General features: G+C 65.3%; 24 protein-coding genes. 8 read left to right on the forward strand and 16 right to left on the reverse strand.

Going from position 1 to position 25076, the window contains the following annotated elements:
• Positions 1–871, reverse strand: an 871-nt coding sequence (locus AC56LU_RS17415; protein ID WP_497176882.1) for an RNA-guided endonuclease InsQ/TnpB family protein, incomplete at its 3' end; no start/stop codon positions are given.
• Positions 865–1488: an IS607 family transposase gene (locus AC56LU_RS17420; RefSeq protein WP_497176883.1), complete on the reverse strand. Its 624-nt coding sequence runs from the start codon at positions 1486–1488 to the stop codon at positions 865–867. The genes AC56LU_RS17415 and AC56LU_RS17420, both read right to left, overlap by 7 nt.
• 560 nt (positions 1489–2048) lie before the next feature.
• Between AC56LU_RS17420 and AC56LU_RS17425 the strand changes: the two genes are divergently transcribed.
• Positions 2049–3227, forward strand: a complete 1179-nt coding sequence (locus AC56LU_RS17425) for a Gfo/Idh/MocA family protein (RefSeq protein ID WP_497176884.1) — start codon at positions 2049–2051, stop codon at positions 3225–3227.
• A 79-nt stretch (positions 3228–3306) separates the two neighbouring features.
• Here AC56LU_RS17425 and AC56LU_RS17430 read toward each other — a convergent pair whose 3' ends face one another.
• The 10 genes from AC56LU_RS17430 to AC56LU_RS17475 form a co-directional block, all read right to left on the reverse strand.
• A complete protein-coding gene (locus AC56LU_RS17430; protein ID WP_497176885.1) occupies positions 3307–3789 on the reverse strand; it encodes a VOC family protein in 483 nt (160 codons plus the stop codon).
• Between the two features lie 308 nt (positions 3790–4097).
• The gene (locus tag AC56LU_RS17435) at positions 4098–5294 is read right to left on the reverse strand and encodes a Gfo/Idh/MocA family protein (protein ID WP_497176886.1); all 1197 of its coding nucleotides are present in this window, start codon (positions 5292–5294) and stop codon (positions 4098–4100) included.
• Positions 5295–5307: 13 nt separating this feature from the next.
• Positions 5308–6360, reverse strand: a complete 1053-nt coding sequence (locus AC56LU_RS17440; protein WP_497176887.1) for a sugar phosphate isomerase/epimerase family protein — start codon at positions 6358–6360, stop codon at positions 5308–5310.
• 13 nt (positions 6361–6373) lie between these two features.
• A complete protein-coding gene (locus AC56LU_RS17445; protein ID WP_497176888.1) occupies positions 6374–7336 on the reverse strand; it encodes a substrate-binding domain-containing protein in 963 nt (320 codons plus the stop codon).
• 34 nt (positions 7337–7370) lie between these two features.
• On the reverse strand, positions 7371–8393 hold the full coding sequence (locus tag AC56LU_RS17450; protein WP_497176889.1) for an ABC transporter permease: 1023 nt from the start codon (positions 8391–8393) through the stop codon (positions 7371–7373).
• Positions 8362–9861: a sugar ABC transporter ATP-binding protein gene (locus AC56LU_RS17455; protein ID WP_497176890.1), complete on the reverse strand. Its 1500-nt coding sequence runs from the start codon at positions 9859–9861 to the stop codon at positions 8362–8364. The genes AC56LU_RS17450 and AC56LU_RS17455 overlap by 32 nt, the downstream gene beginning before the upstream one ends.
• A 1-nt stretch (position 9862) precedes the next feature.
• Entirely contained in the window at positions 9863–10717 is an 855-nt protein-coding gene (locus tag AC56LU_RS17460) for a sugar phosphate isomerase/epimerase family protein (RefSeq protein ID WP_497176891.1), read from the reverse strand.
• A 28-nt stretch (positions 10718–10745) separates the two neighbouring features.
• Positions 10746–12485, reverse strand: coding sequence for a GMC oxidoreductase (locus AC56LU_RS17465; RefSeq protein WP_497176892.1), 1740 nt, complete (start codon positions 12483–12485; stop codon positions 10746–10748).
• Positions 12486–12497: 12 nt separating this feature from the next.
• Positions 12498–13106 (reverse strand): gluconate 2-dehydrogenase subunit 3 family protein, encoded by a 609-nt coding sequence (locus AC56LU_RS17470; protein WP_497176893.1) that lies wholly within the window; start codon positions 13104–13106, stop codon positions 12498–12500.
• A gap of 23 nt (positions 13107–13129) precedes the next feature.
• On the reverse strand, positions 13130–14035 hold the full coding sequence (locus AC56LU_RS17475) for an AraC family transcriptional regulator (RefSeq protein ID WP_497176894.1): 906 nt from the start codon (positions 14033–14035) through the stop codon (positions 13130–13132).
• Between the two features lie 233 nt (positions 14036–14268).
• Between AC56LU_RS17475 and AC56LU_RS17480 the strand changes: the two genes are divergently transcribed.
• Both AC56LU_RS17480 and htpG read left to right on the forward strand, forming a co-directional pair.
• The gene (locus AC56LU_RS17480; protein ID WP_497176895.1) at positions 14269–15120 is read left to right on the forward strand and encodes a 3-keto-disaccharide hydrolase; all 852 of its coding nucleotides are present in this window, start codon (positions 14269–14271) and stop codon (positions 15118–15120) included.
• Positions 15121–15203: 83 nt separating this feature from the next.
• On the forward strand, positions 15204–17123 hold the full coding sequence (gene htpG / locus AC56LU_RS17485) for a molecular chaperone HtpG (protein ID WP_497176896.1): 1920 nt from the start codon (positions 15204–15206) through the stop codon (positions 17121–17123).
• Between the two features lie 241 nt (positions 17124–17364).
• Here htpG and AC56LU_RS17490 read toward each other — a convergent pair whose 3' ends face one another.
• The 4 genes from AC56LU_RS17490 to kynB form a co-directional block, all read right to left on the reverse strand.
• Positions 17365–17922, reverse strand: a complete 558-nt coding sequence (locus tag AC56LU_RS17490) for an RBBP9/YdeN family alpha/beta hydrolase (RefSeq protein WP_497176897.1) — start codon at positions 17920–17922, stop codon at positions 17365–17367.
• Between the two features lie 158 nt (positions 17923–18080).
• Entirely contained in the window at positions 18081–18923 is an 843-nt protein-coding gene (kynA, locus tag AC56LU_RS17495) for a tryptophan 2,3-dioxygenase (protein WP_497176898.1), read from the reverse strand.
• A gap of 10 nt (positions 18924–18933) precedes the next feature.
• Positions 18934–20199, reverse strand: coding sequence for a kynureninase (gene kynU, locus AC56LU_RS17500; protein WP_497176899.1), 1266 nt, complete (start codon positions 20197–20199; stop codon positions 18934–18936).
• Positions 20196–20855: an arylformamidase gene (kynB, locus tag AC56LU_RS17505; protein ID WP_497176900.1), complete on the reverse strand. Its 660-nt coding sequence runs from the start codon at positions 20853–20855 to the stop codon at positions 20196–20198. Before kynB ends, kynU begins: the two co-directional genes overlap by 4 nt.
• Before the next feature lie 526 nt (positions 20856–21381).
• Here kynB and flhD point away from each other — a divergent pair.
• From flhD to motB, 5 genes are all read left to right on the forward strand, one after another.
• A complete protein-coding gene (flhD, locus tag AC56LU_RS17510; RefSeq protein ID WP_497176901.1) occupies positions 21382–21699 on the forward strand; it encodes a flagellar transcriptional regulator FlhD in 318 nt (105 codons plus the stop codon).
• Between the two features lie 57 nt (positions 21700–21756).
• A complete protein-coding gene (gene flhC / locus AC56LU_RS17515) occupies positions 21757–22332 on the forward strand; it encodes a flagellar transcriptional regulator FlhC (protein ID WP_497176902.1) in 576 nt (191 codons plus the stop codon).
• Positions 22329–23084: a class I SAM-dependent methyltransferase gene (locus AC56LU_RS17520; RefSeq protein WP_497176903.1), complete on the forward strand. Its 756-nt coding sequence runs from the start codon at positions 22329–22331 to the stop codon at positions 23082–23084. The genes flhC and AC56LU_RS17520 overlap by 4 nt, the downstream gene beginning before the upstream one ends.
• 135 nt (positions 23085–23219) lie before the next feature.
• Positions 23220–24074, forward strand: coding sequence for a flagellar motor stator protein MotA (gene motA, locus AC56LU_RS17525; RefSeq protein WP_497176904.1), 855 nt, complete (start codon positions 23220–23222; stop codon positions 24072–24074).
• A gap of 52 nt (positions 24075–24126) precedes the next feature.
• On the forward strand, positions 24127–25071 hold the full coding sequence (gene motB / locus AC56LU_RS17530; protein WP_497176905.1) for a flagellar motor protein MotB: 945 nt from the start codon (positions 24127–24129) through the stop codon (positions 25069–25071).
• Positions 25072–25076: the final 5 nt, after the last annotated feature.

A 25076-nucleotide genomic window follows, 5' to 3' on the forward strand; every position in this document is an offset into this window, starting at 1 on the left:
CCATGTCGGCCACCGCTCGCGCCAAGTGGCGGTTGGCCAGCATGCCCTTCACGTTCAGGTCCTCGATCCCGATTGAATGGAAGCGGCGCGTGATGCTGGTAGTAAGCTTGTGCAGGGAGTCGGCGCGGACGTTGGCGATCCGGACATGCAGCCTCGCCAGCCTGTCCTTTGCCTTGCGCCGGTTGCTTGACCCCTTCACTTTCCGGGACAGCGCCCGCGACAGGCGGCGCAGCCGTGCCAGCAGGGTGCGCAGCGCCTTCGGGCCAGGCCACTTCTCGCCAGTCGATAGCGTCGCCAGCGTCGATATCCCCAGGTCGACCCCGACCGTGCCTTGGTTTTCGGCAGGCGGTAAGGGTAGATCCTCAAGGGTGTCGACGGTGATGCTGGCGTACCAGTGACCTGCGCGGCGCGCGACGCAGGCCGAAACGATGCGCCCGGTGAAGCGCAAGGCTTCGCGCATGCGGATCCAGCCGAGCTTCGGGATGCGGATGCGTTGGCCCTCGACGGCAAACTGGTCGTTCGACAAGGTAAAACGGTCGTCGCGCCCCCTGCGGCGGAACTGCGGGTAGCGGGCCCGTTTCGCAAAAAAATTCTCGAAGGCTTGGCCCAGTTGGATGATCGCCATCTGTGGCGCGTTTTTGCTTACCTCGAGCATCCAGGGGAACTGGTCGCGCTTGACGGCGTTCAATTGGCGCCGCAGCGACAACTGCGAAGGGGCCGGGAGCGCCGGGTCGTCCTGGCGCGCCAGATACTGTTTCTGCCATTCGGCCAGCGCCCAGTTGAAGGCGAAGCGGGCAGTGCCGGCGGCGCGCGCCAGGTGGGTCGCCTGCGCCTTGTTCGGAGCGAGCCGGATCCGGTGCGCCGCTAGCACTGCGCCTCCTGCACGGCTTGGCGCACGCCGTCGATCAGCTTGCGGTTCTTGTGGCTGCGGCTGCCGTACAGCCGGGCGGAGAACACGGTGATGATCTCGAGCACGTCCGTGGCCAGCTCCTCCTCGAAGCTGCCTTCCTCGCCCTGGTTGATGATGACAACCTCGACCTGCTTCGCCTCGCACAGGGCGAACACCAGCTCGGCGCCGAAGCGCAGGAGGCGGTCCTTGTGGGTGAGCACGATGCGGCCGACGCCGCCAGCGAGGATCGCGTCGAGCAGTTTTTTCAAACCCCTCTTGTGGTAGTTCATGCCCGAGCCGAGGTCTGCGATCACCTCGAAGGTCCAGCCCTGGCTGGCGCAGTACAGCTCGAGCACCTGTTTCTGGCGTTCGAGATCGCCCTTCTGGTCGTGGCTCGAGACGCGGGCGTACGCCAGGGTCGCGCGCGGCCCCGGTGCGCCGTGCAACTGCCCGGGGCGCAGGGCGGCCAGGTCGTAGCGGCGCTGCCCGGTGGCGGTCCTGGCCGGGACCAGCCTCCCAGACGCTTCCCAGCGGCGCAAGGTGGTTGCCGAAACGCCCAGGGCTTTTGCCGCCGTAGTGATGGGTACGAACTTACTCATATGAGTAAGACTGGGAATGAGTGAGAAGGTTCCTGGCTAACAGTAAAAACCCGTTTCGATCCCAGCCTGTCCTGACGAGCCTCCGCCCAAGCGAGCGGCCCTGGGTCCCGACGGTTTTCCTCTCGACGATCCGATGCCTCGTACTATGACTTCAGAGCAAATAGAAGCACTCGGCAAGAAGCGTTCTTGCAAATGATGTTGTAATGCACCCTATAGTCTCCTCGCTTATTCATATCCAGGTATTTGGCTGTCTGAAATCGGCTCGGCTGGTGCAGGTCCCGACCGGCGGAAGTTGGCCAGGAACGGACCGCCGACAATGCTCATCCGGAGTTGCCGTGACGGCTGTCTCCTGTCACCATCTACTACCGCTTGCGCAAGCACCACGTGGAGTTCACCTTGACTGCAGACATTCCAGCTTTGACCGCTCCGCTAACTATCGACTGGGGCGAGAATACCTCAGCCACCACCGCTGGCGGCACGATGCCGGCCGCTTGCCACGCCGCTGACTGGACGTCCGCCGACACCGGATGGCTTGGTCGCGCCGCGCAGGGGGCGGCGACATGAACGCGTTCGATCGCAGACGCTTTCTCCATGTGGCCGGGTTTGCCGGCTCCGCTTCCATTGTCGGCACCGGCACTGGCTTCGCCCAAGCGGCGTCGGAAAACATCCGGCACCAGGTGCTCGAACCCGAACCAGCCGTCCCGGCGCGTGTCCAGGCCATCCGCTTTGCCGTCATCGGACTGGATCACGCCCACATCATGAGCATGACCGCGGCGGTCCTGCGGGGCGGCGGGCAACTCGTCTGCGTCCTGTCGACGAATCAGGACGGTCTGAAGAACCGGCAGCTCGCCGAGTTCCGCGCGCGCTTCGGCGACGTACGCGAAGCAGCCAGCGAGGATGCCGTCCTGCAGGACCGTTCTATCCAACTTGTGATTGCGGCACCGGTTCCCGACCAGCGCGCCCCGCTGGGCATCCGGGTGATGAAAGCCGACAAGGATTTTTTGAGCGACAAACCCGCCGTCACCAGCCTTGCCCAACTGGCGGCAGTGCGCAAGACGATCCGTGAGACCAGGCGCAAGTTCGCGATCATGTATTCCGAACGGCTGGAAGTACCGGCAGCCGTGAAAGCAGGAGAGCTTGTGCAGGCCGGCGCCATCGGCAAGGTCATTCAAACGGTGAACCTGGCGCCGCACCGCCTGAGGGCATCGTCGCGACCAGCCTGGTTTTTCGATCGGCGGCGTTTCGGCGGCATCCTGACGGATATCGGCTCGCACCAGGCCGACCAGTTCCTGTTCTATACCGGATCGACCAAGGCAAGCGTGGTCGCTTCCCAGACCGGCAACCTCGCCCATCCGGCATACCCGAATTTCGACGACTTCGGCGACATGCTGCTGACGGGCAATGGCGGTACCGGCTATGTGCGTGTGGACTGGTTTACGCCCGATGGCTTGGCGAGCTGGGGTGACGGCCGTCTGTTCATCCTCGGCACCGAAGGTTATATCGAACTGCGCAAGACCATCGATCCGCTCGGGCGACAGGGCGGCAACCATTTGCTGATCGTCGATCGAAAGGAAGCGCGTTACATGGATTGCAGCAAACTCGACCTGCCGTTCGGGCGCGATTTCGTTGCGGACCTGTTCAACCGGACCGAGACGGCACAAGATCAGGACCAGGCCTTGCTGGCGGCCGAACTGGTCTTGAAGGCGCAGAAGAATGCGACGCGGCCGCTAGCGGCATGATGCGCGGCCGGCCCTTGGCAGAATGCCCGGGATCACAACTGGCTGCGCCGGCGACGGGCGCAGCCAGGATCGCACGCTGTCAAGCGTTCCCGCAGCCGCACGGCATCGCCTTGGCCATCTCGTCCTGGATTTCCTGCGGCGTCATGTCGCGCTGGTGGGTGGCGATCGACCAGCGGTGGCCGAAGGGATCGACCAACTGGCCGTAGCGGTCGCCCCAGAAGGCATCGCCCAGCGGCATGATCGGCTTGGCGCCGGCCGCCAGCGCGCGTTCCCACACGGCGTCGGCATCCGGCACGTACAGGTGGACGACTACGGGCGAGCCCTTCAGGGCGAGCGGCCCGGGGCTGCCGAACTCGGGAAAGTCGTCGCACAGCATGACGAGCGAATCGCCGATGCGCACCGTGGCGTGCATGATCTTGCCGCCGGGACCCGGCATGCGGTCGACCTCGACCGCGCCGAAGGCTTGCTGGTAGAAGGCGATGGCCTTGGCAGCGCCTTCGCAGACCAGGTGCGGGGTGACGCTGTGGAAACCTTCGGGGATGGGACGTGCTGCCTGCTTCATGATGGACCTCCTGTTCTGGTTGTGGGGTGTTGCTGCCACTACGACGAACGGGGAGGCGGCCAATCGACACGCGCCGCATAAAAAACCAGTTAGTGCCGAGCGAATCGTACGGTGGGCGGCTCTACCCGGCGATCTGGTCAGCCCCTTTTGCCGGGCGCCGCCCACGCGTTCAAACGGAAGGCGCGCAGCCAACTCGCTGTTCAAATGGAGTTTGAACGCGTGGGCGGCGCGCGTGATGCGGGCACGCCGTCGTGACAGGTGAAGCCGCCCACCCTACGACAACCCGGCGGCTCTCGAGTGACCCGCATTTACCTATTGTCCAGTTTCACCCAACGCGAGCCGCCGCCATGGCTGGCCAGCACCGCGTCGATGAAGCGCAGCCCAGCGACACCGTCCTCGACCGTAGGCAGGATGGCGCTTGCCGCGGGCAGCGGCTGGCCGGCCTCCACGGCATGGATCTGCGCGGCCGCGTCGCGGTACAGCTGGGCGAAGGCTTCCAGGTAGCCTTCCGGATGGCCGCTGGGGACGCGTGTGGCATGCTCGGCCGCCGCGCCACGTACCCGGCCACGCGTGAGCCGCTGGGCGCAGCCGCCCTGGGGCGTAAGGAGCAGTTCGTTCGGACTCTCCTGCGCGAAGGCGAGGCTGGCCTTGCTGCCGAACACCCGCAGCGTGAGCGCATTCTCGCAGCCGGTCGCCATCTGGCTCGACCACAGCATGCCGCGCGCCCCGTTCGGGTAGCGCAGCATTACCTGCACATGGTCGTCCAACACCCGGTCGGGCGTGAACGCGTGCAGCTCGGCCAGCAGTTCGCTGGGCTGGATGCCGGCGACAAAACCGGCCAGCTGGAAGGCGTGGGTGCCGATGTCGCCGGTGCAGCCGGTCGGGCCGGCGCGCTGCGGATCGTTGTGCCAGTTGGTGGCCTGGAAACCGGGGTCCTGGTTGGCTGCGTCGGCCATCCAGTCCTGCGCGTACTCCACGTGGACCAGGCGCACCTCGCCGATCGCGCCGGATGCCACCAGTTCGCGTGCGTGGCGCACCATCGGATAGCCGGTGTAGGTGTGGGTGAGCGCGAACACCCGGTTCCTGGAGCGCGCCAGCGCGGCCAGCGCCTCGCCCTCGGCCAGCGAGATGCCGAGCGGCTTGTCGCAGATGACGTGGATGCCGGCCTCCAGGAAGGCGGTCGCCACCGGGGCGTGCAGGTGGTTGGGCGTGACGATCGCCACCACGTCGATGCCGTCCGGGCGTGCCGCTTCCAGGCGCGCCATCTCGCGGTAGTCGGTGTAGCTGCGCGCCGGGTCGAGCCGGATCGCCGCGCCGCTGCTCGATGCCCGCTCCGGGTTGCTGGACAGGGCGCCGGCCACCACCTCGTAGCAGTCGTCCAGGCGCGCCGCGATGCGGTGCACGGCACCGATGAAGGCGCCGTCGCCGCCGCCCACCATGCCGAGGCGCAGCCTGCGTGCGGGCTGGCCGCCGCTGTTTGCTCCATTCTGTCCGATTGCCGTCATTGTTCCGCTCCCATCATGCGATCCCCATCAGCTGGCGCAGGGCGCTCTGGTCGGCGCCGCTGCCGGCGAAATCGTCGAACGCGCGCTCCGCCACCCGGATTATATGGCGGCGGATGAATTCCGCCCCTTCGCGCGCGCCGTCTTCGGGATGCTTGAGGCAGCACTCCCATTCGAGCACGGCCCAGCCGGCATAGTCGTACTGCGCCAGTTTCGAGAAGATCGCCGAAAAATCGATCTGGCCGTCGCCCAGCGAGCGGAAGCGCCCGGCGCGCTCCAGCCAGGACCCATAGCCGCCGTAGACGCCCTGGCGCCCGTTCGGACGGAACTCCGCATCCTTGACGTGGAAGGCCTTGATGCGCGCGTGATAGATGTCGATGAAGGCCAGGTAGTCGAGCTGCTGCAGCATGAAGTGGCTGGGGTCGTACAGGATGTTGGCGCGCCGGTGGCCGCCCACGCCGTCCAGGAAGCGCTCGAACGTCACGCCGTCGTGCAGGTCTTCGCCAGGGTGCAGCTCATAGCAGACATCCACCCCGGCGTCCTCGAACGCATCCAGGATCGGCAGCCAGCGCCGCGCCAGTTCACCGAAGGCTTCTTCCACCAGGCCGCTCGGGCGCTGCGGCCACGGGTACAGGTAGGGCCAGGCGAGCGCGCCCGAGAAACTCGCATGGGTCGTCAAGCCGAGACGTTTAGAAGCGCGCGCGGCTTTTTTCATCTGGTCGACCGCCCATTCCTGGCGCGCCTGCGGCTTGCCGCGCACATGCGGCGCGGCGAAGCCGTCGAACAGCGTGTCGTAGGCCGGATGCACGGCCACCAGCTGGCCCTGCAGGTGGGTCGACAGCTCGGTGATCGCCAGGCCGTGTTCGCCCAGCACGCCCGCGATCTCGTCGCAGTAAGTCTGGCTGTCGGCAGCGATGTCGAGGTCGAACAGGCGCTTGTCGGTCGGCAGCTGGATGCCCTCGTAGCCCAGGCCTGCGGCCCAGGCGGCCAGGTTGGCGAGGGTGTCGAAGGGCGGCTGGTCGCCCATGAACTGGGCGAGGAAGATCGCCGGTCCCTTGATGGTTTTCATGATGGCAGCGGTATCAGTAGGGCGAATCGGGGAAATAGAACTGCTTGGCGTTCGCGCGCGTGATCAGGACCGATGGAATGATGGTCTTGCCCGGCAAGGCCTGGCCCTTCAGGCGCGCGTTGACGGTCATCTTGATGGCGTCGTAGATGAACTTGGGCGAATAGGACACGTTCGCCTGCACCAGCCGGTCGCCGTCCATGACCTTCTTGACCGCGAACTTGGCGCCGGCGCCGCCGAACACCTCCTTGATGTCGCTGCGCCTGGCCTGCTCGATCGCCTTCAGCACGCCGATCGCCATGTCGTCGTCGGACGCCCACACGGCGTCGATCCCCTTGAAGCGGGTCAGGTAATCCTGCATGACCTTGAAGGCGTCGTCGCGGTTCCAGTTGCCGTACTTGGCATCCAGCACCTTGATGCCCGGGTGCTTGCCGATCTCGGCATTGAAGGCGTTCACGCGCTCGTTGTCGATCGTGCTCGGCATGCCGCGCAGGACCACGATGTTGCCCTTGCCGTTCAGGCGCTTGGCCAGGTACTCGGCCGGCAGCCTGCCGAAGGCGGTGTTGTCGCCGGCGACATAGGCATGCTGGGCCGCCGGGTTGGTCAGCCCACGGTCCACCACGGTCACGTACACGCCCTTGTTCTTGACCTGGGCCACCGGCTGGGTCAGCGATGCCGACTCGAGCGGCAGGATCACCAGGGCGTTCATCTTGTTCACCACCAGCAGGTCCTGCACCTGGTTGGCCTGCTCGGGCGTGCTGGCGGCGGTCTTGACGATGATCTTCAAGCCCGGGTTGGCAGCTTCCAGCTCGCGCTTGGCCTGGTTGGCCCACCAGACGATGCCGCCGGTGAAACCATGGGTGGCGGTGGGGATGGCCACGCCGACCGTCAGCTTGTCCGCGGCCAGGACCTGGCCGGCACCAACAGCCAGCAGGCAGGCGAGGGCGAGTTTGCCAAAATGTCGAACGGATGTGTGCATGAAGATTCCTTGTTTGATTGATAAGCCAAGCGGTTCAGCGGCGGCCGCGCTGCAGGTAGGCCACGGCAATGATGACCAGACCCTGTACGGCGGGGTTCAGGTGCACGCTGATGATGCTGGTGAGGTTGAGGATGTTGCCGATCACGGACAGCAGGATCGCGCCGACCACGGTGCCCATGACGCGCCCCGACCCGCCCTTGAGCGAGGTGCCGCCCACGACCACGGCGGCGATGGCCTCGAGTTCCCACAGCAGGCCGGTGGTGGGCGTGGCCGACCCCAGGCGCGGCACGTACAGGATGGTCGCGATCGCCACGCACACCCCCAGCAGCAGGTAGGTCAGCACCTTGACGCGGTCGACGCGAATGGCGGCATAACGCGCCACCTGTTCGTTGGAGCCGATCGCCTGCACGTGCTGGCCGTAGGCGGTGCGGTTCAGGATCAGGGCGCCCAGCAACGCCACCACGCCGAACACCCACACCGGGATTGGCACGCCCAGCACGCTCTGGTAGTACACCGGGCTATAGGTGTCGGACAGCGTGAAGTCGAGGGTCAGGGCGCCGCCGTCCGACAGCCAGGTGAGCACCGCGCGGAACACGCCGAGGGTGCCGAGCGTGACGATGAAGGCCTCGATGCGGCCGTGCGTGATCAGGAAGCCGTGCAGGATGCCGAACACCGCGCCGAAGGCGAGCGCCAGCCCGACGCCGAGCAGCACGATGGTGGCCGCGCCGGGCGGATTCGCGCCGCTCGCCAGGGCGTTCATCGCCACGATCATGGCGCCTGCGATGAGCGCCGCCATCGAGCCCACCGACAGGTCGATGCCCCCGGATACGACCACGAACGTCATGCCGACCGCGATGATGCCGATGAAGGCGGTGCGGGTCAGCACGTTCATCAGGTTGTCGAAGGTGGCGAAATCCGGGTTCAGCAGGCCGCCCGCGATGCACAGGAGGACCAGGGCCAGCACCGGGCCGGCGCCTTTCAGGCGCGCCAGGGGCAGCGAAGGGAGGCCCCTCTTGAAGGGGGGCTCAGTGGCGGGTATGTTGGGTGTCGGTTGCATGGGAAATGATGTTTTCTTCACTGAGTTGGTCGGGACCGAGCACGGCCTGCAGGCGCCCGCCGTGCAGCACCGCGACCCGGTGCGACAGGCCGATCAGCTCGATCAGTTCGGACGAGATGACGATCACCGCGCGGCCCTCGCCGGCGAGGCGATGGATCAGCGCATAGATGTCGCGCTTGGCGCCGACGTCCACGCCGCGGGTCGGTTCGTCGAGCACGATCACGCGCGGATCGGAATGCAGGTACTTGGCCAGCGCCAGTTTTTGCTGGTTGCCGCCGGAGAGGGATCGCGCCGCGCAATCGGGGTCGCGCAGGCGGATGCCGAAGTCCGTGATGGCTCGATCGAGCGCCGCGCGGCCCGCCTTGAGGTCGACCCAGGGACGGGCGTCGCGCTCCAGGGTCATCATGGTGAGGTTCTCGCGCAGGCCGAGGTCGACGTGCAGGCCCTTGCCCTTGCGGTCTTCGCTCAAATACGTCAGGCCGTGGCGCATGGCGTCGCGCGGGCTGCGGATGTCCACCGCGTTCCCACCGATCTCGATGCTGCCCCCTCGCCGCGGGCGCAGGCCGAGGATCGCCTCGAAGGCCTCGGTGCGGCCGGCGCCGACCAGGCCGGCGAAGCCGAGGATTTCACCGGCCCGTACCTCGAAACCGAGATGCTCGACCCAGCCCGGGACGTTCAGGTTCGCCACGCGCAGCAGCACCGGCGCATCCTGCGCTGCGGGGTGCTTGGGCGGGAACATATCCGAGACGTCGCGCCCGACCATCAGGTTGGCCATCTGGCGCCGGTTCACTTCGCGGGTGAGGGCGCGGGTGACGAACTTCCCGTCGCGCATGACCACGACTTCGTCGGTGTGCGCTTCCATCTCGTCGAGCTTGTGCGAGATGTAGACGATGGTCACGCCCTCCTGTTTCAGCCGCGCCATCAGGGCGAACAGCTTGGCCGTCTCGCCCGCCGACAGGCTGGCGGTCGGCTCGTCCATGATCAGGAGGCGCGCATTGCGCGACAGGGCCTTGGCGATCTCGACCAGCTGCTTTTCGGCGACGATCAGGTCGGCCACGCGGGTATCGGGGGCGCGCTCCAGCCCCACCTGCGCCAGGCAGGCGGCAGCCTCCGCCGCCATGGCCTGGCGGTCGAGCAGGCCGCGGCGGGTCTTCTCATGGCCGAGGAAGATGTTCTGGGAGATGCTCAGGTGCTCGGCCAGGTTGAATTCCTGGTGGATCAGGGCGATGCCGAGCGCTTCGGCCTCGCGCGCATTGGCGAAGCTGCGTGCGACGCCGTCGATCTCCAGCTGGCCGCCGGTGGCGCGTTCGTAGCCGGCCAGGATCTTCATCAGGGTCGATTTGCCGGCCCCGTTTTCTCCCAGCAGCCCGACCACGCGCCCGGGTTCCAGCGCGAAGTCGACCCCGTGCAGCACGCGTACCGGGCCGAACTCCTTGACGATGTGCTTGAAGCAGACGGACAGGCTCATGTCATTTCGCCGGCATCTTCGCCAGCACGGCGTTCAAGCCTTTCAAGGACGCCGCCACGCTGTCGAGCTGGCCCATGCCGTTCGGGTATTCTTCCTGCTCGACGATGATCCAGTCGGTGCCGCCGGCCTGGCGCAGGGCGCGCGTCAGGCCCGCCCAGTCGGTCTTGTCCTGGCCGATGATCGGCGTGCCGCTGGAGCCCGGGGCGAACTTGGCCTTGTAGTGGGTGCTCACGGTGCGTCCCGGATACTTGTAGACATAGGCCACCGGGTCCTTGCCGGCGTGCGTGGTCCAGCCCACGTCCTGCTGCATGATCGACTCCTTCGGCGTGTTCTGGGCGATGACGTCCCAGGGGGTGCTGCCGATTGCACCTGCCATCTCCTCCGCGTGGTTGTGGTAGCCGATGCGCATGCCTTTCGCGGCCAGCTTGCCGGAGAGGGCGCTCAGCTCGCGGCTCATCGCGAGGCTTCCATCGACGCTGGCGCCGCGCGCATCCATCGGAATGACCAGGTTGGTGCAGCCGAGCGTCTTGTAGAAGGCGGTGGTGGCGTCGAAGCGGGCGTCCGCCAATGCGTCGAAGTGCACGTGGGCGCCCGCGCATTGCAGCTTGTTCTTGTCCAGGAAGGTCTTCAGCCCGGCCGGGTTGGTCTTGTAGGGACCGAACTCGCCCGCGAACTCCACGCCCTGGAAGCCAAGCCCGGCGATCCTGGTCAGCGTGCCTTCGAAATCCTGCTTGATCTCGTCCTTGACGGACCACAGCTGCACGCCGATGCGCGGGTTGGACTCGGCGGCCATCGGATGGGAAACCGCCCCCAGGCTTGTGGCCAGCACGGCGCACAGCATCGTTTGCTTGTTCATCTTGTCTCCGTTTCGTTGGTGTTCGTGCTCAGATCTTGCCGGCCTTGAGCTGGTCCACCGCGTAGGCACAGGCGCGCGCGGTCAGCGCCATGAAGGTCAGCGACGGGTTCTGCCAGGCGCTGGAGGCCAGCGAGGAACCATCGGTGACGAACAGGTTCGGCACGTCGTGCGCCTGGTTGAAGCCGTTGAGCACCGAGGTCTTGGGGTCGCGCCCCATGCGCGCCGTGCCCACTTCGTGGATCGCCAGCCCCGGCGGGTATTCCTGTTCCGTCAGCGCTCTCTTGCGTACGTCCTTGAGGCCGAGGTCTTCGAGGATGTTGGCGGCGGTATCGGCCATGTCCTCGCGCATCTTGCGGTCGTTGTCGCCATGGGTGACGTCGATGTGCAGCAGCGGCATGCCCCATTTGTCCTTTTTGGTGGGGTGCAGGCTGACGCTGTTCTCGAAGCGCGGCAGCATCTCCCCTTGTCCGCCCAGGCTGAAATGCCAGGCGCCGGGTTTGCGCAGCATGGCCTTGAAGTCCTTGCCGAAGCCGGGTTTCCAGGCGGCTGACTGCCAGCCCTCGCGCGAGGCGCCGCCGGCCAGCGCGTAGCCGCGCAGGAAGGCCGGGTGCCGGTCGAGCACGTTGCGGAAGCGCGGGATGTAGGTCGCGGTCGGACGGCGGCCCCGATAGTAGTCGTTCTCGAACCCCTCGACCCGGCCGCTGGCGCCGGCGGCCCACAGGTGGTCCATCAGGTAGTGGCCCAGTACGCCGGAGGAGTTGGCCAGGCCGTTCGGGAAGGCGCTCGACGTCGAGTTCAGCAGGATCGCGGTGGAGGCCAGCGTCGATGCGCACAGCAGCACCACCTTGGCGTGGTACTCGCGCGTTTCCATGGTCGCGGCATCGATCACGCGCACGCCAGTGGCGCGGTTGGTCTTCGGATCGTAGATCACGCTGTGCACGATGCTGTCGGTGGCGATGCGCAGGCGGCCGGTCTTGAGCGCGGCCGGCAGGGTCGAGCTCTGGGTCGAGAAATAGGCGCCGAAGGAGCAGCCCCGGTGGCACTGGCTGCGTGCCTGGCATGGGCCGCGGCCCTGCGCGAGGTGGGCCGCGCTTGCCTTGTTCAGGTTGGCGGTGCGGCCGATGATCATGCGCGCCGGTGCGTATTTGGCGTCGAACTTCTGTTTCAGCGCCAGTTCGACCGTGTTGAATTCGTAGGGAGGCAGGAATTCGCCGTCCGGCAGCACCGCCAGGCCTTCCTTGCTGCCGCTGACGCCGATATGGCGCTCGACATGGCTGTACCAGGGCGCCAGGTCGGCGTAGCGGATCGGCCAGTCGGTGCCGTGGCCGTCCTTCAGGTTGGCCTCGAAGTCCAGGTCGCTCCAGCGGTAGGACTGGCGCGCCCACATCAGCGACTTGCCGCCCAGCTGGTTGCCACGGATCCAGCTGAATGGACGGTCGCCCGGTGTCGAGTAGGGCATGTCGCGGTCGTTGTTGAAGAACTGCTTGGTGTGCTCGTCGAACGCGTAGCACTGGCGCTGGACCGGGTACTGCTCGTTGGCCACGACGGCATCGACCTTGCCGCGGTTGGGCATGGCCCACGGGTCCTTGAATTCGCCGGGGTAATCCACCCCATGCTCGACCGGACGTCCGCGCTCGACCATCAGGGTCTTGAGCCCGCGTTCGGTCAATTCCTTGGCGGCCCAGCCGCCGGTAATGCCCGAGCCGACGACGATCGCGTCGAACTGCTCCGGGCTGCTTTTGATGTAGAACGAGGAGAGGGATGCCATGGTCGCTTCGTGTCAGGTTGCCCAGCTGCGGGTGGATCGGGTGAGCTTGTAGTTGCCCTTGAAGCCGCCGGGTATCGGCAGGTAGGTCAGTTCGCGCGTGGCGCCGGCTTCCGAGGTGTAATAGGCAAAGGCGACGTAGCCCTTCAGCTGGCGGAAGAAGCGCGCGTCGTCTGCGCTGAAGGGCGCGCGCCCGGCGTCGAGGGCGTGCAGCAGCGCCGTCTGGCGCGCCGCCGGCAGGGCGCGGAATCCACCAGCGCGCTTCCCTTCCTGCGCCTGCGCCACCGCCTCGATGCGCGCCAGCCCGGCCTTGAAATGCGCCTGCTCGGGCGCCAGGGCGCCCACCTTGAGCAGGTGGTCGATGGTGCGGTGCGCGCCGGCCGCCAGCGCGCCCGGGGTGTCGGTCTGGGGGATGATCAGTTCGGCCAGTACGCCGGTGAGCCGCAGTTCGTCGCGGGTGAGGAGGACGGGTTCGTAGGCAGCGCTGCTGCCGGCCGCGCTCACTGCGGCCAGCACCTCGCCGCTGGAGCCCAGCGTGGACAATCCGGCCAGCCCGCACAGGGCGCCAAGGCGCAGCAGGGCCGAGCGCCGCGGCTGGCCGGCGGGGTTGAGGGGCTTCGACATGGGTTCCTCGTTGTGTGAAAAGCTCATGGACGGCGTAGGGCTTGGCGCGGCCAGGTCAGGCGCCCGGCCGCCAGCGCCAGCTGGTACTGCTTGGGGGTGATCCCGACGATGCTGCGGAACTGCTTGGTGAAGTAGCTCTGCCCGCCGAAACCGGTCTCCAGCGCCACCCGGGCGATGCTGGTCGCGCCCGGGAGAAGGCGGCAGGCTTCGTGCACCTTCATGTGCAGCACGTATTGCTTGGGCGTGAGCGAGAAGTGCTCCTTGAACTTGCGCTCGAAGGTCGACAGCGACATGCACGACAGCCTGGCCAGGTGGTCGATGCTGATGTTCTCGCCCAGGTGTTCCTGCACGTACTCGATGCAGGTCTTGAATTCGTGGAAGGGCGCGATCGTGTCCTGCGAACGGCGGGCGTCGCGCGAGAAGCCTTCGATGCCGACGATCGCCCCCTCGCGGTTGCGAAGCGGCGCCTTGGTGGTAAACAGCCAGGTCAGCTCGCCGTTGCCGCCATCGATCACTTCCAGCTTGTTCTTGACGGTGATGCCGGTTTCGATCACCGACAGATCGTCGGCGCGGATGCGGTCGGCGATGTCGCGCCGGAAGAAATCATGGTCGGTCTTGCCGAGGATGTCCTTCACGTTGGCCAGCGCATGCTGTTCCTGCAGCAGGCGATTGCCCCAGACGAACTGGCCGGTCCGGTTCTTCGCAAAATAATAGGTGTCGGAGAGCGTGTCGAAGAGGGTGCTCGGGGTCGAGATGCCATGCGCGGCATAAAAATTGGCGCATTCCTCGCGCGAGGCAGCGGCGGCGGACGCCGTAACGGCTGCGGTAGGCCCGGCACTTGTGCGCTGGTCGCGCTGATTGCGCTCACAGCGTTCGCTGCGCGAACCCATGGCAATGACCATGCCCCTGCCGACGACAATCGTGCTCATCCTGGCTGTCTCCGTTCTTGTGGTGGGACCACGTGCAGCCATTTTTCAATCGCGTGCCGGGTTCTTTATGACTTGATAGTAGCATTCTGAAAAGTTTAAGAGTGTCAATAAATCGGAAAAATTTATAACGAATTCGGCAAGCTGGGTTTCGGTGGTAGCGCTAACAGAGTTAGCCGTGCTAGATTCGCAGCAGCGCTTTTTCGATGGCCCGTATTTATAATGAGGAGACACCCATGGCCCGTTTTCCTGCGGCGCGCAGCGCCGCCAATCTTGCCCGCCTCGGCCTGCTGGCCGCCGCCCTGACGCTGTGCGCGCCGCTGCACGCCGCCGACGCCGGGTGGACCTCGCTGTTCAACGGCCGCGACCTGTCCGGCTGGACGACCTGGGTCAGCATGCAGCCGACCTCCCCGAACATGAAGGCGCCCACCTCGGTGCGCGGCCTGAACCAGGATCCGCGCAATGTGTTCTCGGTGGTCGACGGCATGCTGCGGGTGTCGGGCGAGGAGTGGGGCGCCGTTACCACCGTCGGCGACTACGAGAACTTCCACCTGAAGTTCGAATTCAAGTGGGGGAGCAAGAAATGGGCGCCGCGCCTGGATGCGCCGCGCGACAGCGGGCTGCTGTACTACGCGGTGGGGCCTGAGGGCGCCGAGAGCGGGCACTGGATGCGCAGTCACGAGTTCCAGATCCAGGAAGGCGATTGCGGCGACTACCACAGCCTGGACGGCGTGACGGTCGATGCGCGCGTGGGCGACGCCAACGAGGGCGACTGGAAGTTCCATCGCTACGATCCAGGGCTGCCGCTGCGCACCGGACTCAAGGCCCGCATCCTCAAGCGCGGGAACTTCGAGAAGCCGACGGGAGAATGGAATACGATGGAAGTGATCGCCGACGGCAAGACCCTGATCCACATCGTCAACGGTGTTGAAGTGCTGCGCGCCGAGAATCCGCGCCAGAACGTCGGCGGCCGGATGGTGCCGCACACGCGCGGGAAGTTCTCGCTGCAGTCGGAGGGCGCCGAAACGTTCTACCGCAACATCCAGGTCCGGCCGCTGTCCGGGCCGGCGGGCACCGCGCGCTTCTGAACAGAAAATGCCTCTTGAAATCCTCGCAAGGAGCCTTATATGCCTCCGAGTTCAACCACCCATGTTATTTAACGAGGAACAAGATGGCAAGCGCCGAAAAAGAAACCCTTGGCTTCCAGGCGGAAGTAAAACAGCTGTTACAGCTCATGATTCACTCCTTGTATTCGAACAAGGAGATCTTCCTGCGCGAACTGATCTCGAACGCCTCCGACGCGGCCGACAAACTGCGCTTCGAGGCGATCAACAACGACGCCCTGTACGGTAACGACCATGAATTGAAGATCAAGGTCAGCTTCGACAAGGATGCCCGCACCCTGACGATTTCGGACAACGGCATCGGCATGAGCCGCGACGAAGTCATCTCGCACCTGGGCACCATCGCCAAGTCGGGCACCAAGGAGTTCTTCAGCAAGCTGTCGGGTGACCAGCAGCAGGACGCGGCCCTGATCGGCCAGTTCGGCGTCGGCTTCTACTCGGCCTTCATCGTGGCCGACCGCGTCATCGTCAACACCCGCCGTGCCGGCGCCTTCGCCTCCGATGGCGTGCGCTGGGAATCGACCGGCGAGGGCGACTACAGCGTCGAGCAGATCGAGAAACCGGGCCGCGGCACCGAGGTGATCCTGCACCTGCGCGCCGGCGAGGAAGAGCTGCTGTCGTCCTGGAAGCTGAAGTCGATCATCCGCAAGTACTCGGACCATATCTCGCTGCCGATCGTGATGCAGAAGGAAGAGTGGGACGAAGAGGCGAAGCAGACCGTCCTGAAGGATGAGTTAGAGACCGTCAACCAGGCCAGCGCGCTGTGGGCACGCTCGAAGAGCGACATCACCGCGGAACAGTACAACGAGTTCTACAAGCACGTCTCGCACGACTTCCAGGACCCGCTGGCCTACACCCACAACCGGGTCGAGGGCCGCAGCGAATACACCCAGCTGCTGTTCGTCCCGGCGCACGCCCCGTTCGACCTGTGGGACCGCAACAAGCGTGCCGGCATTAAGCTGTACGTGAAGCGCGTGTTCATCATGGACGACGCCGAGCAGCTGATGCCGACCTACCTGCGCTTCATCAAGGGCGTGATCGATTCGAGCGACCTGCCACTGAACGTCTCACGCGAGATCCTGCAGGAGTCGCGCGACGTGAAGGTGATCCGCGAAGGCTCGACCAAGCGCGTACTGGGCATGCTGGAAGAGATGGCCAACGCCGACGAGCAGGAAGGCCGCGACAAGTACACCACCTTCTGGAAGGAGTTCGGCCAGGTGCTCAAGGAAGGCATCGGCGAGGACACGGGCAACAAGGACCGCATCGCCAAGCTGCTGCGCTTCGCCTCGACTTCCGGCGAGTCCGACGCCCAGACCGTCTCGTTTGCCGATTACATCGGCCGCATGAAGGAAGGCCAGGACAAGATCTACTACGTCACCGCCGACAACTTCAACGCCGCCAAGAACAGCCCGCACCTGGAGATCTTCCGCAAGAAGGGCGTCGAAGTGCTCTTGATGACGGACCGCGTCGACGAATGGATGCTGTCCTTCCTGAGCGAGTTCGAAGGCAAGGAACTGGTATCGGTCGCCAAGGGCGGCCTGGACCTGGGCGCGCTGGAAGACGAAGCCGAGAAGAAGGAGCACGCAGAGACGGAAGCCGGCTACAAGGAGCTGGTCGAGAAAATGAAGGGCGCCCTGGGCGACAAGGCCAAGGATGTGCGCGTGACCTTCCGCCTGACCGATTCGCCGGCCTGCCTGGTCGCGGACGAGAACGAGCTGTCGGGTAACCTGCTGCGCATGCTGAAGGCAGCCGGCCAGGACGCACCGGAATCGAAGCCGATCCTCGAGATCAACCCGAGCCATCCGCTGGTAACGCGCCTGAAGTACGAAGACGCGGAGGGCGCACGCTTCGCCGACTGGTCGCACATCCTGTTCGACCAGGCCATGCTGGCCGAAGGCGGCAGCCTGAGCGACCCGGCCTCGTTCGTGAAGCGCCTGAACGAGATGCTGCTGGCGACGGCGAAGTAAGCGTCAGAGTAAGTGGTACACCGAACCGGGGCCTCGCGCCCCGGTTCTTGTTTCTGTCTTTCGTAGGGTGGGCGGCTCCACCGAAACACTCACTCAGCCTGACGCGCCTGCGCCGCCCACGCGTCCAACAAGCGTTTGCCTCTCGAAGCGCGCCACCGGCCGGCAAGCTTGGATTGAACGCGTGGGCGGCGCGGGTGCAACCGCCGATCGAACTCCAGGGTGGAGCCGCCCACCCTACTGTTTACCTGCCCACCTGGTGCCCCAGTTCATCGCAGAATTCCTGCAGCAGGCGTTCCCCCTCCGGCCAGGGACCATGGCCCGACTCCGCATTCACGTGCCCGGCGTCGCCGATGTGCACGAGGCGGCTGCCCCAGGCCGCGGCCAGGGCGGCGGCGCGCTCCGGCGCGATATACGGATCGTCGCCGCTGGCCAGCACCATGCTCGGGAAGGGCAGGGGAGCGAGCGGGATCGGCGCGAAGCCATTGACCGGCACCGGGTAGCTCGGCGCCTCGACGTCGCTCGGCGCCACCATGAAGGCGCCGGCCACCATCAAGGGCGAACGGCTGGCCGCCCAGTGCGCCACCAGCATGCAGCCAAGGCTGTGTGCGACCAGGATCGGGGCGCCCTTGCAAGCGCCGATCGCCGCATCCAGCTCGGCCACCCATTCGTCGCGGTCCGGACAGTTCCAGTCGCGGTGCCGGGCCTTGGTCCATGCCGGGTAACGCGCCTGCCATTGGCTCTGCCAGTGCTCGGGGCCGGAATTCCACAGGCCTGCCAGGATCAGTACGTCGCACTTCATCGCGCCTCCACCGTTGGGAAATTATCAACGGCGATTGTACGTCGAAAGCGACGCGGCCATCAGGCCCCGGACTTCTCGACTTCGGCGACCGGCTCGGCGCCGGTTCGGCGCGGCGCCAGCAGGCGGCGATCGTACATCGGCCGACCGCCCTGCCGGCATCACAGTGCCGTTCTGAGCGCGAACAATTCGGGAAACAGCACCACGTCGAGCATCTTGCGCAGGTAGCTGGCGCCGGAGGTGCCGCCGGTCCCCAGCTTGAAGCCGATGATGCGCTCGACCGTGCTCACATGGCGGAAGCGCCAGAAACGGAAGGCGGTTTCGAGGTCGACCAGCTTCTCGGCCAGCTCGTACAGCGCCCAGTGGTGCTCGGTGTCCTGGTAGACCGCCAGCCAGGCCGCCTTGACGCTGTCGTCGCCGGCGGTGGGCCGGGTCCAGTCGGCCGCCAGGCGTTCCGGCGCAATCGTGAAGCCGCTGCGCGCCAGCAGCATCACCGCCTCGTCGTAGACGGAGGGCGCATGCAGTTCGCGTTCGAGGATGGCATGCGCCTCGGGTGACTTCTCGTGCACGCCCAAGAGGGTCGGGTTCTTGTTCCCGAGGATGAATTCGAGTTCGCGGTACTGGAAGGACTGGAAGCCCGAGGAGGCGCCCAGGTAAGGGCGGATCGCGGTGTACTCGGGCGGCGTCATCGTCGCCAGCACGTCCCAGGCATGCACCAGCTGGTCCATGATGCGGGCCACCCGCGCCAGCATCTTGAAGGCCGGCGGCAGGTTGTCTTCCCGGATGTGGCGGCGCACCGCCTGCAGCTCGTGCAGCATCAGCTTGATCCACAGCTCGCTGGTCTGGTGCTGGATGATGAACAGCATCTCGTTGTGGTTCGGCGAGAGCGGATGCTGGGCCGACAGGATCTGGTCCAGGCCCAGGTAGTCGCCGTAGCTCATCGACTCCTTGAAGTCCAGCTTGGCGCCATGCCATTCGGACTTGGTGTTTGCGTCATCGTTCATGGCTGCCCCTTCAAGTCACTGCGCTGCGTTCGGCCTGGGTGTCGTAGGCTTCGCGGTCGAGGATGTCCTTCAGGACCGCTACCGCATCCCACACGTCGGCGTAGCTGGTGTACAGCGGCGTGAAGCCGAAGCGCATGATCTCCGGCTCGCGATAGTCGCCGATGACGCCGCGCGCGATCAGCGCCTGCATCACTGCGTAGCCGTGCGGATGGGTAAAGCTGGCCTGGCTGCCGCGGCGCGCGTGTTCGCGCGGCGTCACCAGGCCGAGCGGATGGCCTGCGCAGGTCGACTCGACCAGTGCGATGAACAGGTCGGTGAGCTGCAGCGATTTCTCGCGGATGGCCGCCATCGTGGTCTCCTCGAAGACGGCGAGCCCGCACTCGACCAGCGCCAGCGACAGCACCGGCTGGGTGCCGCACAGCGCGCGGCCGATACCCTCGCATGCCGCGAAGCCGTGCGCCATCGCGAACGGTTTTGCATGGCTCCACCAGCCCGTGAGCGGATGGGCGAAGGCCGCCTGGTGGCGCCGCGGCACCCAGATGAATGCCGGCGCGCCGGGGCCGCCGTTCAGGTATTTATAGGTGCAGCCGACCGCGAAGTCGGCCTCCGCCGCATGCAGCTCGACCGGCACCGCGCCGGCCGAATGGGCCAGGTCCCAGACCGTCAGCGCGCCGGCCGCGTGCGCATGGCGGGAAAGCAGGGCCATGTCGTGCTGGTAGCCGGTGCGGTAGTTGACGTGGGTGAGCATCAGCACCGCGCAGTCGGCGTCGACCGCCGCCGGAATCTCTTCCACCGAATCGACCAGGCGGACGCGGTAGCCCTGCTGCAGCCATTCGGCCAGGCCCTCGGCCATGTAGATATCGGTCGGGAAGTTGCTGCGCTCGGTGACGATGGTTCGGCGCGCGCGGGTCGCCGCATCCAGCGCCCCGGCCTGCAGCCGCAAGGCCGCGGCCAGCGCCTTGAACAGGTTGAGCGAGGTGGTGTCGGTAACCACGACTTCGCCCTCCTGGGCGCCGATCAGCGGGGCCAGGCGGTTGCCAAGGCGCTTGGGCAGGTCGAACCAGCCGGCCGTGTTCCAGCTCTTGATCAGGTCCCGGCCCCATTCCTGGGCCACCACTTCCTGGGCGCGCGCGAGGGCGGCCTTGGGCCGGGCGCCGAGCGAATTGCCGTCCAGGTAGATCATGCCCTGGGGCAGGTCGAAGCGCTCGCGCAGGGCGCGCAGCGGGTCGGACTGGTCGCGGGCGACGCAGGCCTCGCGTGTCATTGCAGTGCTCATGCAGCTTCCTTGGCAGTGTGTTCGCCCGGCAGTTGGCGCAGGATGGCGCGCACCGGACTGGCGTCCATGCCGGCGAATTTCAGGGGCAGGGCGACCAGTTCGTAGTCGTCCTCGGCGACCTCGTCGAGGACGATGCCTTCCAGGATCGCCATGCCGGCGCGGCGCACGGCGTGGTGGGCATCGAGGGTCTTGGAATCCTGCGGGTCGAGCGAGGGGGTGTCGGTGCCGACCAGCAGCACGCCCTTGCTGGCCAGCAGTGTAATGGCGGCAGGAGTAACTGCCGGGAACAGCGGATCCCACGCGGCCCGAGGCGCGCTGGCGTAGGTACGCAGCAGCACGCGCGGCGGGACGCCATCCAGTTTTCCCTCGAGGTGGCGCGGTTCGACCGCAGTCGCGCCGAGGCAGTGGATCACGCGGCAGGCGCCGATATAGGGCCGCAGATCGACCTGGTCGATCGATTTTCCGTCCGGGTCGTAGTGGCTGGGCGCGTCGGTATGGGCGCCGAGGTGGGTCGTCATCGTCATGCGGCTGACGCGGACCGGGCAGCCATCCTTGATTTCCCAGGTCGGGCTGGCGTCGAACGGGGTGTCGCCGGGCCAGACAGGGATGCCGCCCGAGATCGTCGGACTGATATCCCAGATGCGTAAAGATTCCATGCGCGCCTTGAATTAATTGAAGCTTGAAGCTGTTGCCAGTCTCGCAGTGTAACAAGTTCCAGTGGCTGCTGTCCCGGTTTGCTGTCTTTCAGGCAACTATTTCGACCACAGAAAATATTTTAAAAATTTTTCTCAAGAACCCTAAAGTTCCCGGAAGCGCCGCCGTTACCCTTTCCAGAAGCGCGGCAAAGGGTCTTGGCGAAAGAAATTCAAAAATATTTTGCGAAAACCCTAAAGTTCCCCGAAAGCTTGACGTAAATCGTAGCAAGTGCACGACAGATGGAATGTTGGGCGCACACAATTCAGTCGATTCTCGACACCTTCCAGAACCCCCTTTCCATAGGGGCGCCAGAGTGATCCAGCAGGGTTTGTCAGACAAACTCCTACGGGTCCTGTCCGTCATTCGCGGACGCAAAATACAGAGTTCGTCCAATATCTAAAAAGTTTCTCCACAGTCAGAATCTATCTCAACGGCAACACCTCAGCAGCGAATGAGGGCCGATTCAACGGATACGGAGAGATGGAAATGACGATGAACGACATGATGGCTGAAATCCGCGACGCGAACCTGAGCTACCTGATGCTGGCCCAGCAAATGATCCGCGCCGACAAGGTGACCGCCATCTTCCGTCTCGGCATCTCCGCCGATATCGCCGAGCTGATCGAAAGCATGAGCAATGCCCAGATCCTGAAACTGGCAAGCGGCAACATGATGCTGGCCCGCTTCCGCTTCGACGACACCGCCATCCTGTCGATGCTGACCAGCCACACCAAGGAACGCAGCCTGGCTCAGTCGCACGCCGCCATCCTGATGGCCGGCCAGCCGGTGGAAGAGATCGTATAAAATCCCGCTAGACGCGGTCCCGTCGGGATCGCACATCGGTAACCGGCGGGAGCAGGGATGAGCAAGAAAAGTGTCGTGTCGGAAGCGCAGGAAATCCAGCTTGCGATCGAACTGATCAACCTGGGGGCGCGCCTCCAGTTGCTCGAAACCGAAGTCTCGCTCTCGCGCGAGCGCCTGCTCAAGCTGTACAAGGAACTCAAGGGCGTCTCTCCGCCCAAGGGCATGCTGCCATTCTCGACCGACTGGTTCCTGACCTGGCAACCGAACATCCACTCCTCGCTGTTCATCAATATCCATAACTTCCTGGTCGAACATGCCGGCGCCACCGGCATCCAGGCGGTGATGAAGGCGTATAAACTCTACCTCGAACAACTTCCGCCGGAGCCGGGCGAAGAGCCGCTGCTTTCCTTGACGCGCGCCTGGACCCTGGTGCGCTTCTTCCAAAGCGGCATGCTGCTGCTGGCGCCTTGCAATAAATGCCAGGGCAAGTTCATCGTCAACGCCCTCGACCTGAATGCGGATTACCTGTGCGGCCTGTGCCACATGCCTTCGCGGGCGGGCAAGACGCGCAAGGCCAAGGACGCCAAAGACGCCAGGGACGCGGCCGAGGCCGCCGCCAAGCAGGGCCAGTGAAACCCGCGATTGCGGCGCTGCTCCTGCAGCTTGCCGCCTGTCCCCTGACGCTCGCCGCGACCTGGCTGCTCGCGACTGCCGGCGTGCCGATGTCTTACCTCAGCATTGCCCTCATCCAGGGCCTGATCGCCGCCGGCCTCACATGGTGGCGCGGCCTGGCCAGCTGGTGGCGCGCCATCCAGCTGCTGTTCCCGCTGGCCCTGTTCGGCGCCTTTCAACTGGCGATCCCGCCATTTGTCTTCCTCGTCGTCTTCCTGTTCCTGCTCCTGCTGTACTGGTCCACCTACCGCACCCAGGTGCCGTACTACCCGTCCGGCCGGCACGTGTGGGAAGCCGTGGCCGGCCTGCTGCCCGATCAACGACCGGTGCGCGTGATCGACATCGGCAGCGGCCTCGGCGGCCTGGTGCTGGACCTGGCGCGCCGCGGCCCCGGTATCGAAGCGACCGGCATCGAGCTGGCGCCGCTGCCCTGGCTGGTAAGCCGGCTGCGCGCGCAATGGAGCGGGAGCATGCGCGCAAACCGGGCGCGCTTCATCCGCGGCGACTACAACGCCCTGAATTTCGCCGACTACGACCTGGTGTTCGCCTATCTTTCGCCGGCCGCCATGGGCGCCCTGTGGCGCAAGGCGGCGCGCGAGATGCGTCCCGGGTCCCTCCTGCTTAGTTACGAATTCGTCATTGACGATCGTTTACCGAACCGTACCGTCTATCCCACAGAGGGTGGCCCAGCCCTCCATATCTGGCACTTTTAGGCGACAAAACCGGCCTTTCTGCTTGCCGATGGGACGTTCTCCCGCTAGAGTGGTTCCCTGCGTCAACTTTGCTTGAAATCACTTAATTTGAGTATCGCCGGTGAGCTTGATCCCCGGCTTGCCTGGAGCATTTCTTTGTTAGTCATCTTCGGTTACGTGTTCGTTTGTGCCTGCGTCTTCGGCGGCTTCGCGCTGGCTGGCGGTCACCTTGCTTCGCTGTGGCAGCCGATCGAGCTCCTGATGATCGGCGGCGCGGCGGTCGGCGCGCTCTTCGTCGGCAATACCATGAAGTCGATCAAGGCGACCGGCAAGGCCCTGCCGACCATTTTCCAGGGTTCCAAATACACGAAGGACATGTATATGGAGCTGATGGCCTTGCAGTTCGACGTGCTCTCGAAAGTGCGCAAGGAAGGCCTGATGTCGATCGAAGGCGATATCGAGGCGCCGGAAGCATCGCCGCTGTTCTCGAAATACCCTGCGGTGCTGGCCGACCACCACATCGTCGAATTCATGACCGACTACCTGCGCCTGATGGTCTCCGGGAACATGGACGCGATGCAGATCGAAAACCTGATGGACAACGAGATCGAGACCCACCACCACGAGGGCGCGATTCCGGCGCACGTGATCGCCAAGATCGGTGACGGCCTGCCGGCCTTCGGTATCGTGGCGGCCGTGATGGGCGTGGTTCACACCATGGAATCGGTCGGTTTGCCGCCGGCCGAGCTGGGCATCCTGATCGCCAAGGCGCTGGTTGGTACTTTCCTGGGCATCCTGCTGGCGTATGCCTTCGTATCGCCACTGGGGAACGTGCTGGAACAGAAGCTGGAGGAATCGACCAAGATGTTCCAGTGCGTGAAAGTGACGCTCCTGGCGAGCCTGAACGGTTACGCGCCGGCACTGGCCGTCGAGTTCGGGCGCAAGGTGCTGTATTCGACCGAGCGCCCGAGCTTCGCCGAGCTCGAAGAGCACATCAAGAAGAAGAAGTAAGCAGGCATGTCCGCATTGTCCAATCACTTGACGCCCGACGCAGGGAGGAAGCATGGCTGACGAAAACATGCGCCCCATCGTCGTCAAGCGCATCAAGAAGGTGGCAGGCGGCCATCACGGTGGCGCCTGGAAGATCGCGTACGCCGACTTCGTGACCGCGATGATGGCCTTCTTCCTGCTCATGTGGCTGCTGGGCTCGACCGCCAAGGGCGACCTGGAAGGCATCTCCGAATACTTCAAGACCCCGCTCAAGGTGGCGATGGCGGGCGGCTCCGGCGCCGGCGACTCGTCGTCGGTGATCAAAGGCGGCGGCACCGACCTGACCCGCCGCAACGGCCAGGTCAAGAAGGGCGACATCGACCCGAGCTCGAAGACCTACAACCTCGAAGCGGCCAAGGCCCAGGTGGCCAAGGCCGAAGCCGACCGCCTGCAGTCGCTCAAGTCGAAAATCGAGTCGGTCATCGAGGTCAACCCGCTGCTCAAGAAGTACAAGAACCAGCTGCTGCTGGACATCACCAGCGAAGGCCTGCGGATCCAGATCGTGGACGAGCAGAACCGCCCGATGTTCGCGCTGGCGAAGGCCGAGCTGCAGCCGTATACGAAAGAGATCCTGAACGTGATCGGCATGGTGCTGGGCGAAGTGCCGAACAAGATCGGCCTGTCGGGGCATACCGACGCCACCCCGTACTTCAGCGACGCCGGCTACAGCAACTGGGAGCTGTCGGCAGACCGCGCCAATGCCTCGCGCCGCGAACTGGTGCGCGGCGGCCTGCCCGACGACAAGGTGCTGCGCGTGGTGGGCCTGGCCGCGGCCGCCCATCTCGACCGCACGGATCCGTTCAACCCGATCAACCGCCGCATCAGCATCATCGTCATGAACAAGCGCACCGAGGAAGCCGTCCAGCGCGACGCCGCTTCGCTCGAGGTGCCGGCGCAACAGCCCGCAGCGGTGGCCGAGGCAGTTGCCGCGGCCGGCGGTGTGCCCGCCGCCAAATGATCCAG

It is taken from the genome of Telluria sp. PB2R4 (genome assembly GCF_059685695.1).

Coding starts and splice junctions, on each gene's coding strand:
- AC56LU_RS17460 (WP_497176891.1), bottom strand. CDS start 10,717: ATGAACAAGCAAACGATGCTGTGCGCCGTGCTGGCCACAAGCCTGGGG.
- motB (WP_497176905.1), top strand. CDS start 24,127: ATGGCTGACGAAAACATGCGCCCCATCGTCGTCAAGCGCATCAAGAAG.
- kynU (WP_497176899.1), bottom strand. CDS start 20,199: ATGAGCACTGCAATGACACGCGAGGCCTGCGTCGCCCGCGACCAGTCC.
- AC56LU_RS17445 (WP_497176888.1), bottom strand. CDS start 7,336: ATGCACACATCCGTTCGACATTTTGGCAAACTCGCCCTCGCCTGCCTG.
- AC56LU_RS17440 (WP_497176887.1), bottom strand. CDS start 6,360: ATGAAAACCATCAAGGGACCGGCGATCTTCCTCGCCCAGTTCATGGGC.
- AC56LU_RS17470 (WP_497176893.1), bottom strand. CDS start 13,106: ATGTCGAAGCCCCTCAACCCCGCCGGCCAGCCGCGGCGCTCGGCCCTG.
- AC56LU_RS17465 (WP_497176892.1), bottom strand. CDS start 12,485: ATGGCATCCCTCTCCTCGTTCTACATCAAAAGCAGCCCGGAGCAGTTC.
- AC56LU_RS17435 (WP_497176886.1), bottom strand. CDS start 5,294: ATGACGGCAATCGGACAGAATGGAGCAAACAGCGGCGGCCAGCCCGCA.
- AC56LU_RS17475 (WP_497176894.1), bottom strand. CDS start 14,035: ATGAGCACGATTGTCGTCGGCAGGGGCATGGTCATTGCCATGGGTTCG.
- flhD (WP_497176901.1), top strand. CDS start 21,382: ATGACGATGAACGACATGATGGCTGAAATCCGCGACGCGAACCTGAGC.
- AC56LU_RS17455 (WP_497176890.1), bottom strand. CDS start 9,861: ATGAGCCTGTCCGTCTGCTTCAAGCACATCGTCAAGGAGTTCGGCCCG.
- kynA (WP_497176898.1), bottom strand. CDS start 18,923: ATGAACGATGACGCAAACACCAAGTCCGAATGGCATGGCGCCAAGCTG.
- AC56LU_RS17490 (WP_497176897.1), bottom strand. CDS start 17,922: ATGAAGTGCGACGTACTGATCCTGGCAGGCCTGTGGAATTCCGGCCCC.
- AC56LU_RS17430 (WP_497176885.1), bottom strand. CDS start 3,789: ATGAAGCAGGCAGCACGTCCCATCCCCGAAGGTTTCCACAGCGTCACC.
- AC56LU_RS17420 (WP_497176883.1), bottom strand. CDS start 1,488: ATGAGTAAGTTCGTACCCATCACTACGGCGGCAAAAGCCCTGGGCGTT.
- AC56LU_RS17450 (WP_497176889.1), bottom strand. CDS start 8,393: ATGCAACCGACACCCAACATACCCGCCACTGAGCCCCCCTTCAAGAGG.
- flhC (WP_497176902.1), top strand. CDS start 21,757: ATGAGCAAGAAAAGTGTCGTGTCGGAAGCGCAGGAAATCCAGCTTGCG.
- kynB (WP_497176900.1), bottom strand. CDS start 20,855: ATGGAATCTTTACGCATCTGGGATATCAGTCCGACGATCTCGGGCGGC.
- htpG (WP_497176896.1), top strand. CDS start 15,204: ATGGCAAGCGCCGAAAAAGAAACCCTTGGCTTCCAGGCGGAAGTAAAA.
- AC56LU_RS17480 (WP_497176895.1), top strand. CDS start 14,269: ATGGCCCGTTTTCCTGCGGCGCGCAGCGCCGCCAATCTTGCCCGCCTC.
- AC56LU_RS17425 (WP_497176884.1), top strand. CDS start 2,049: ATGAACGCGTTCGATCGCAGACGCTTTCTCCATGTGGCCGGGTTTGCC.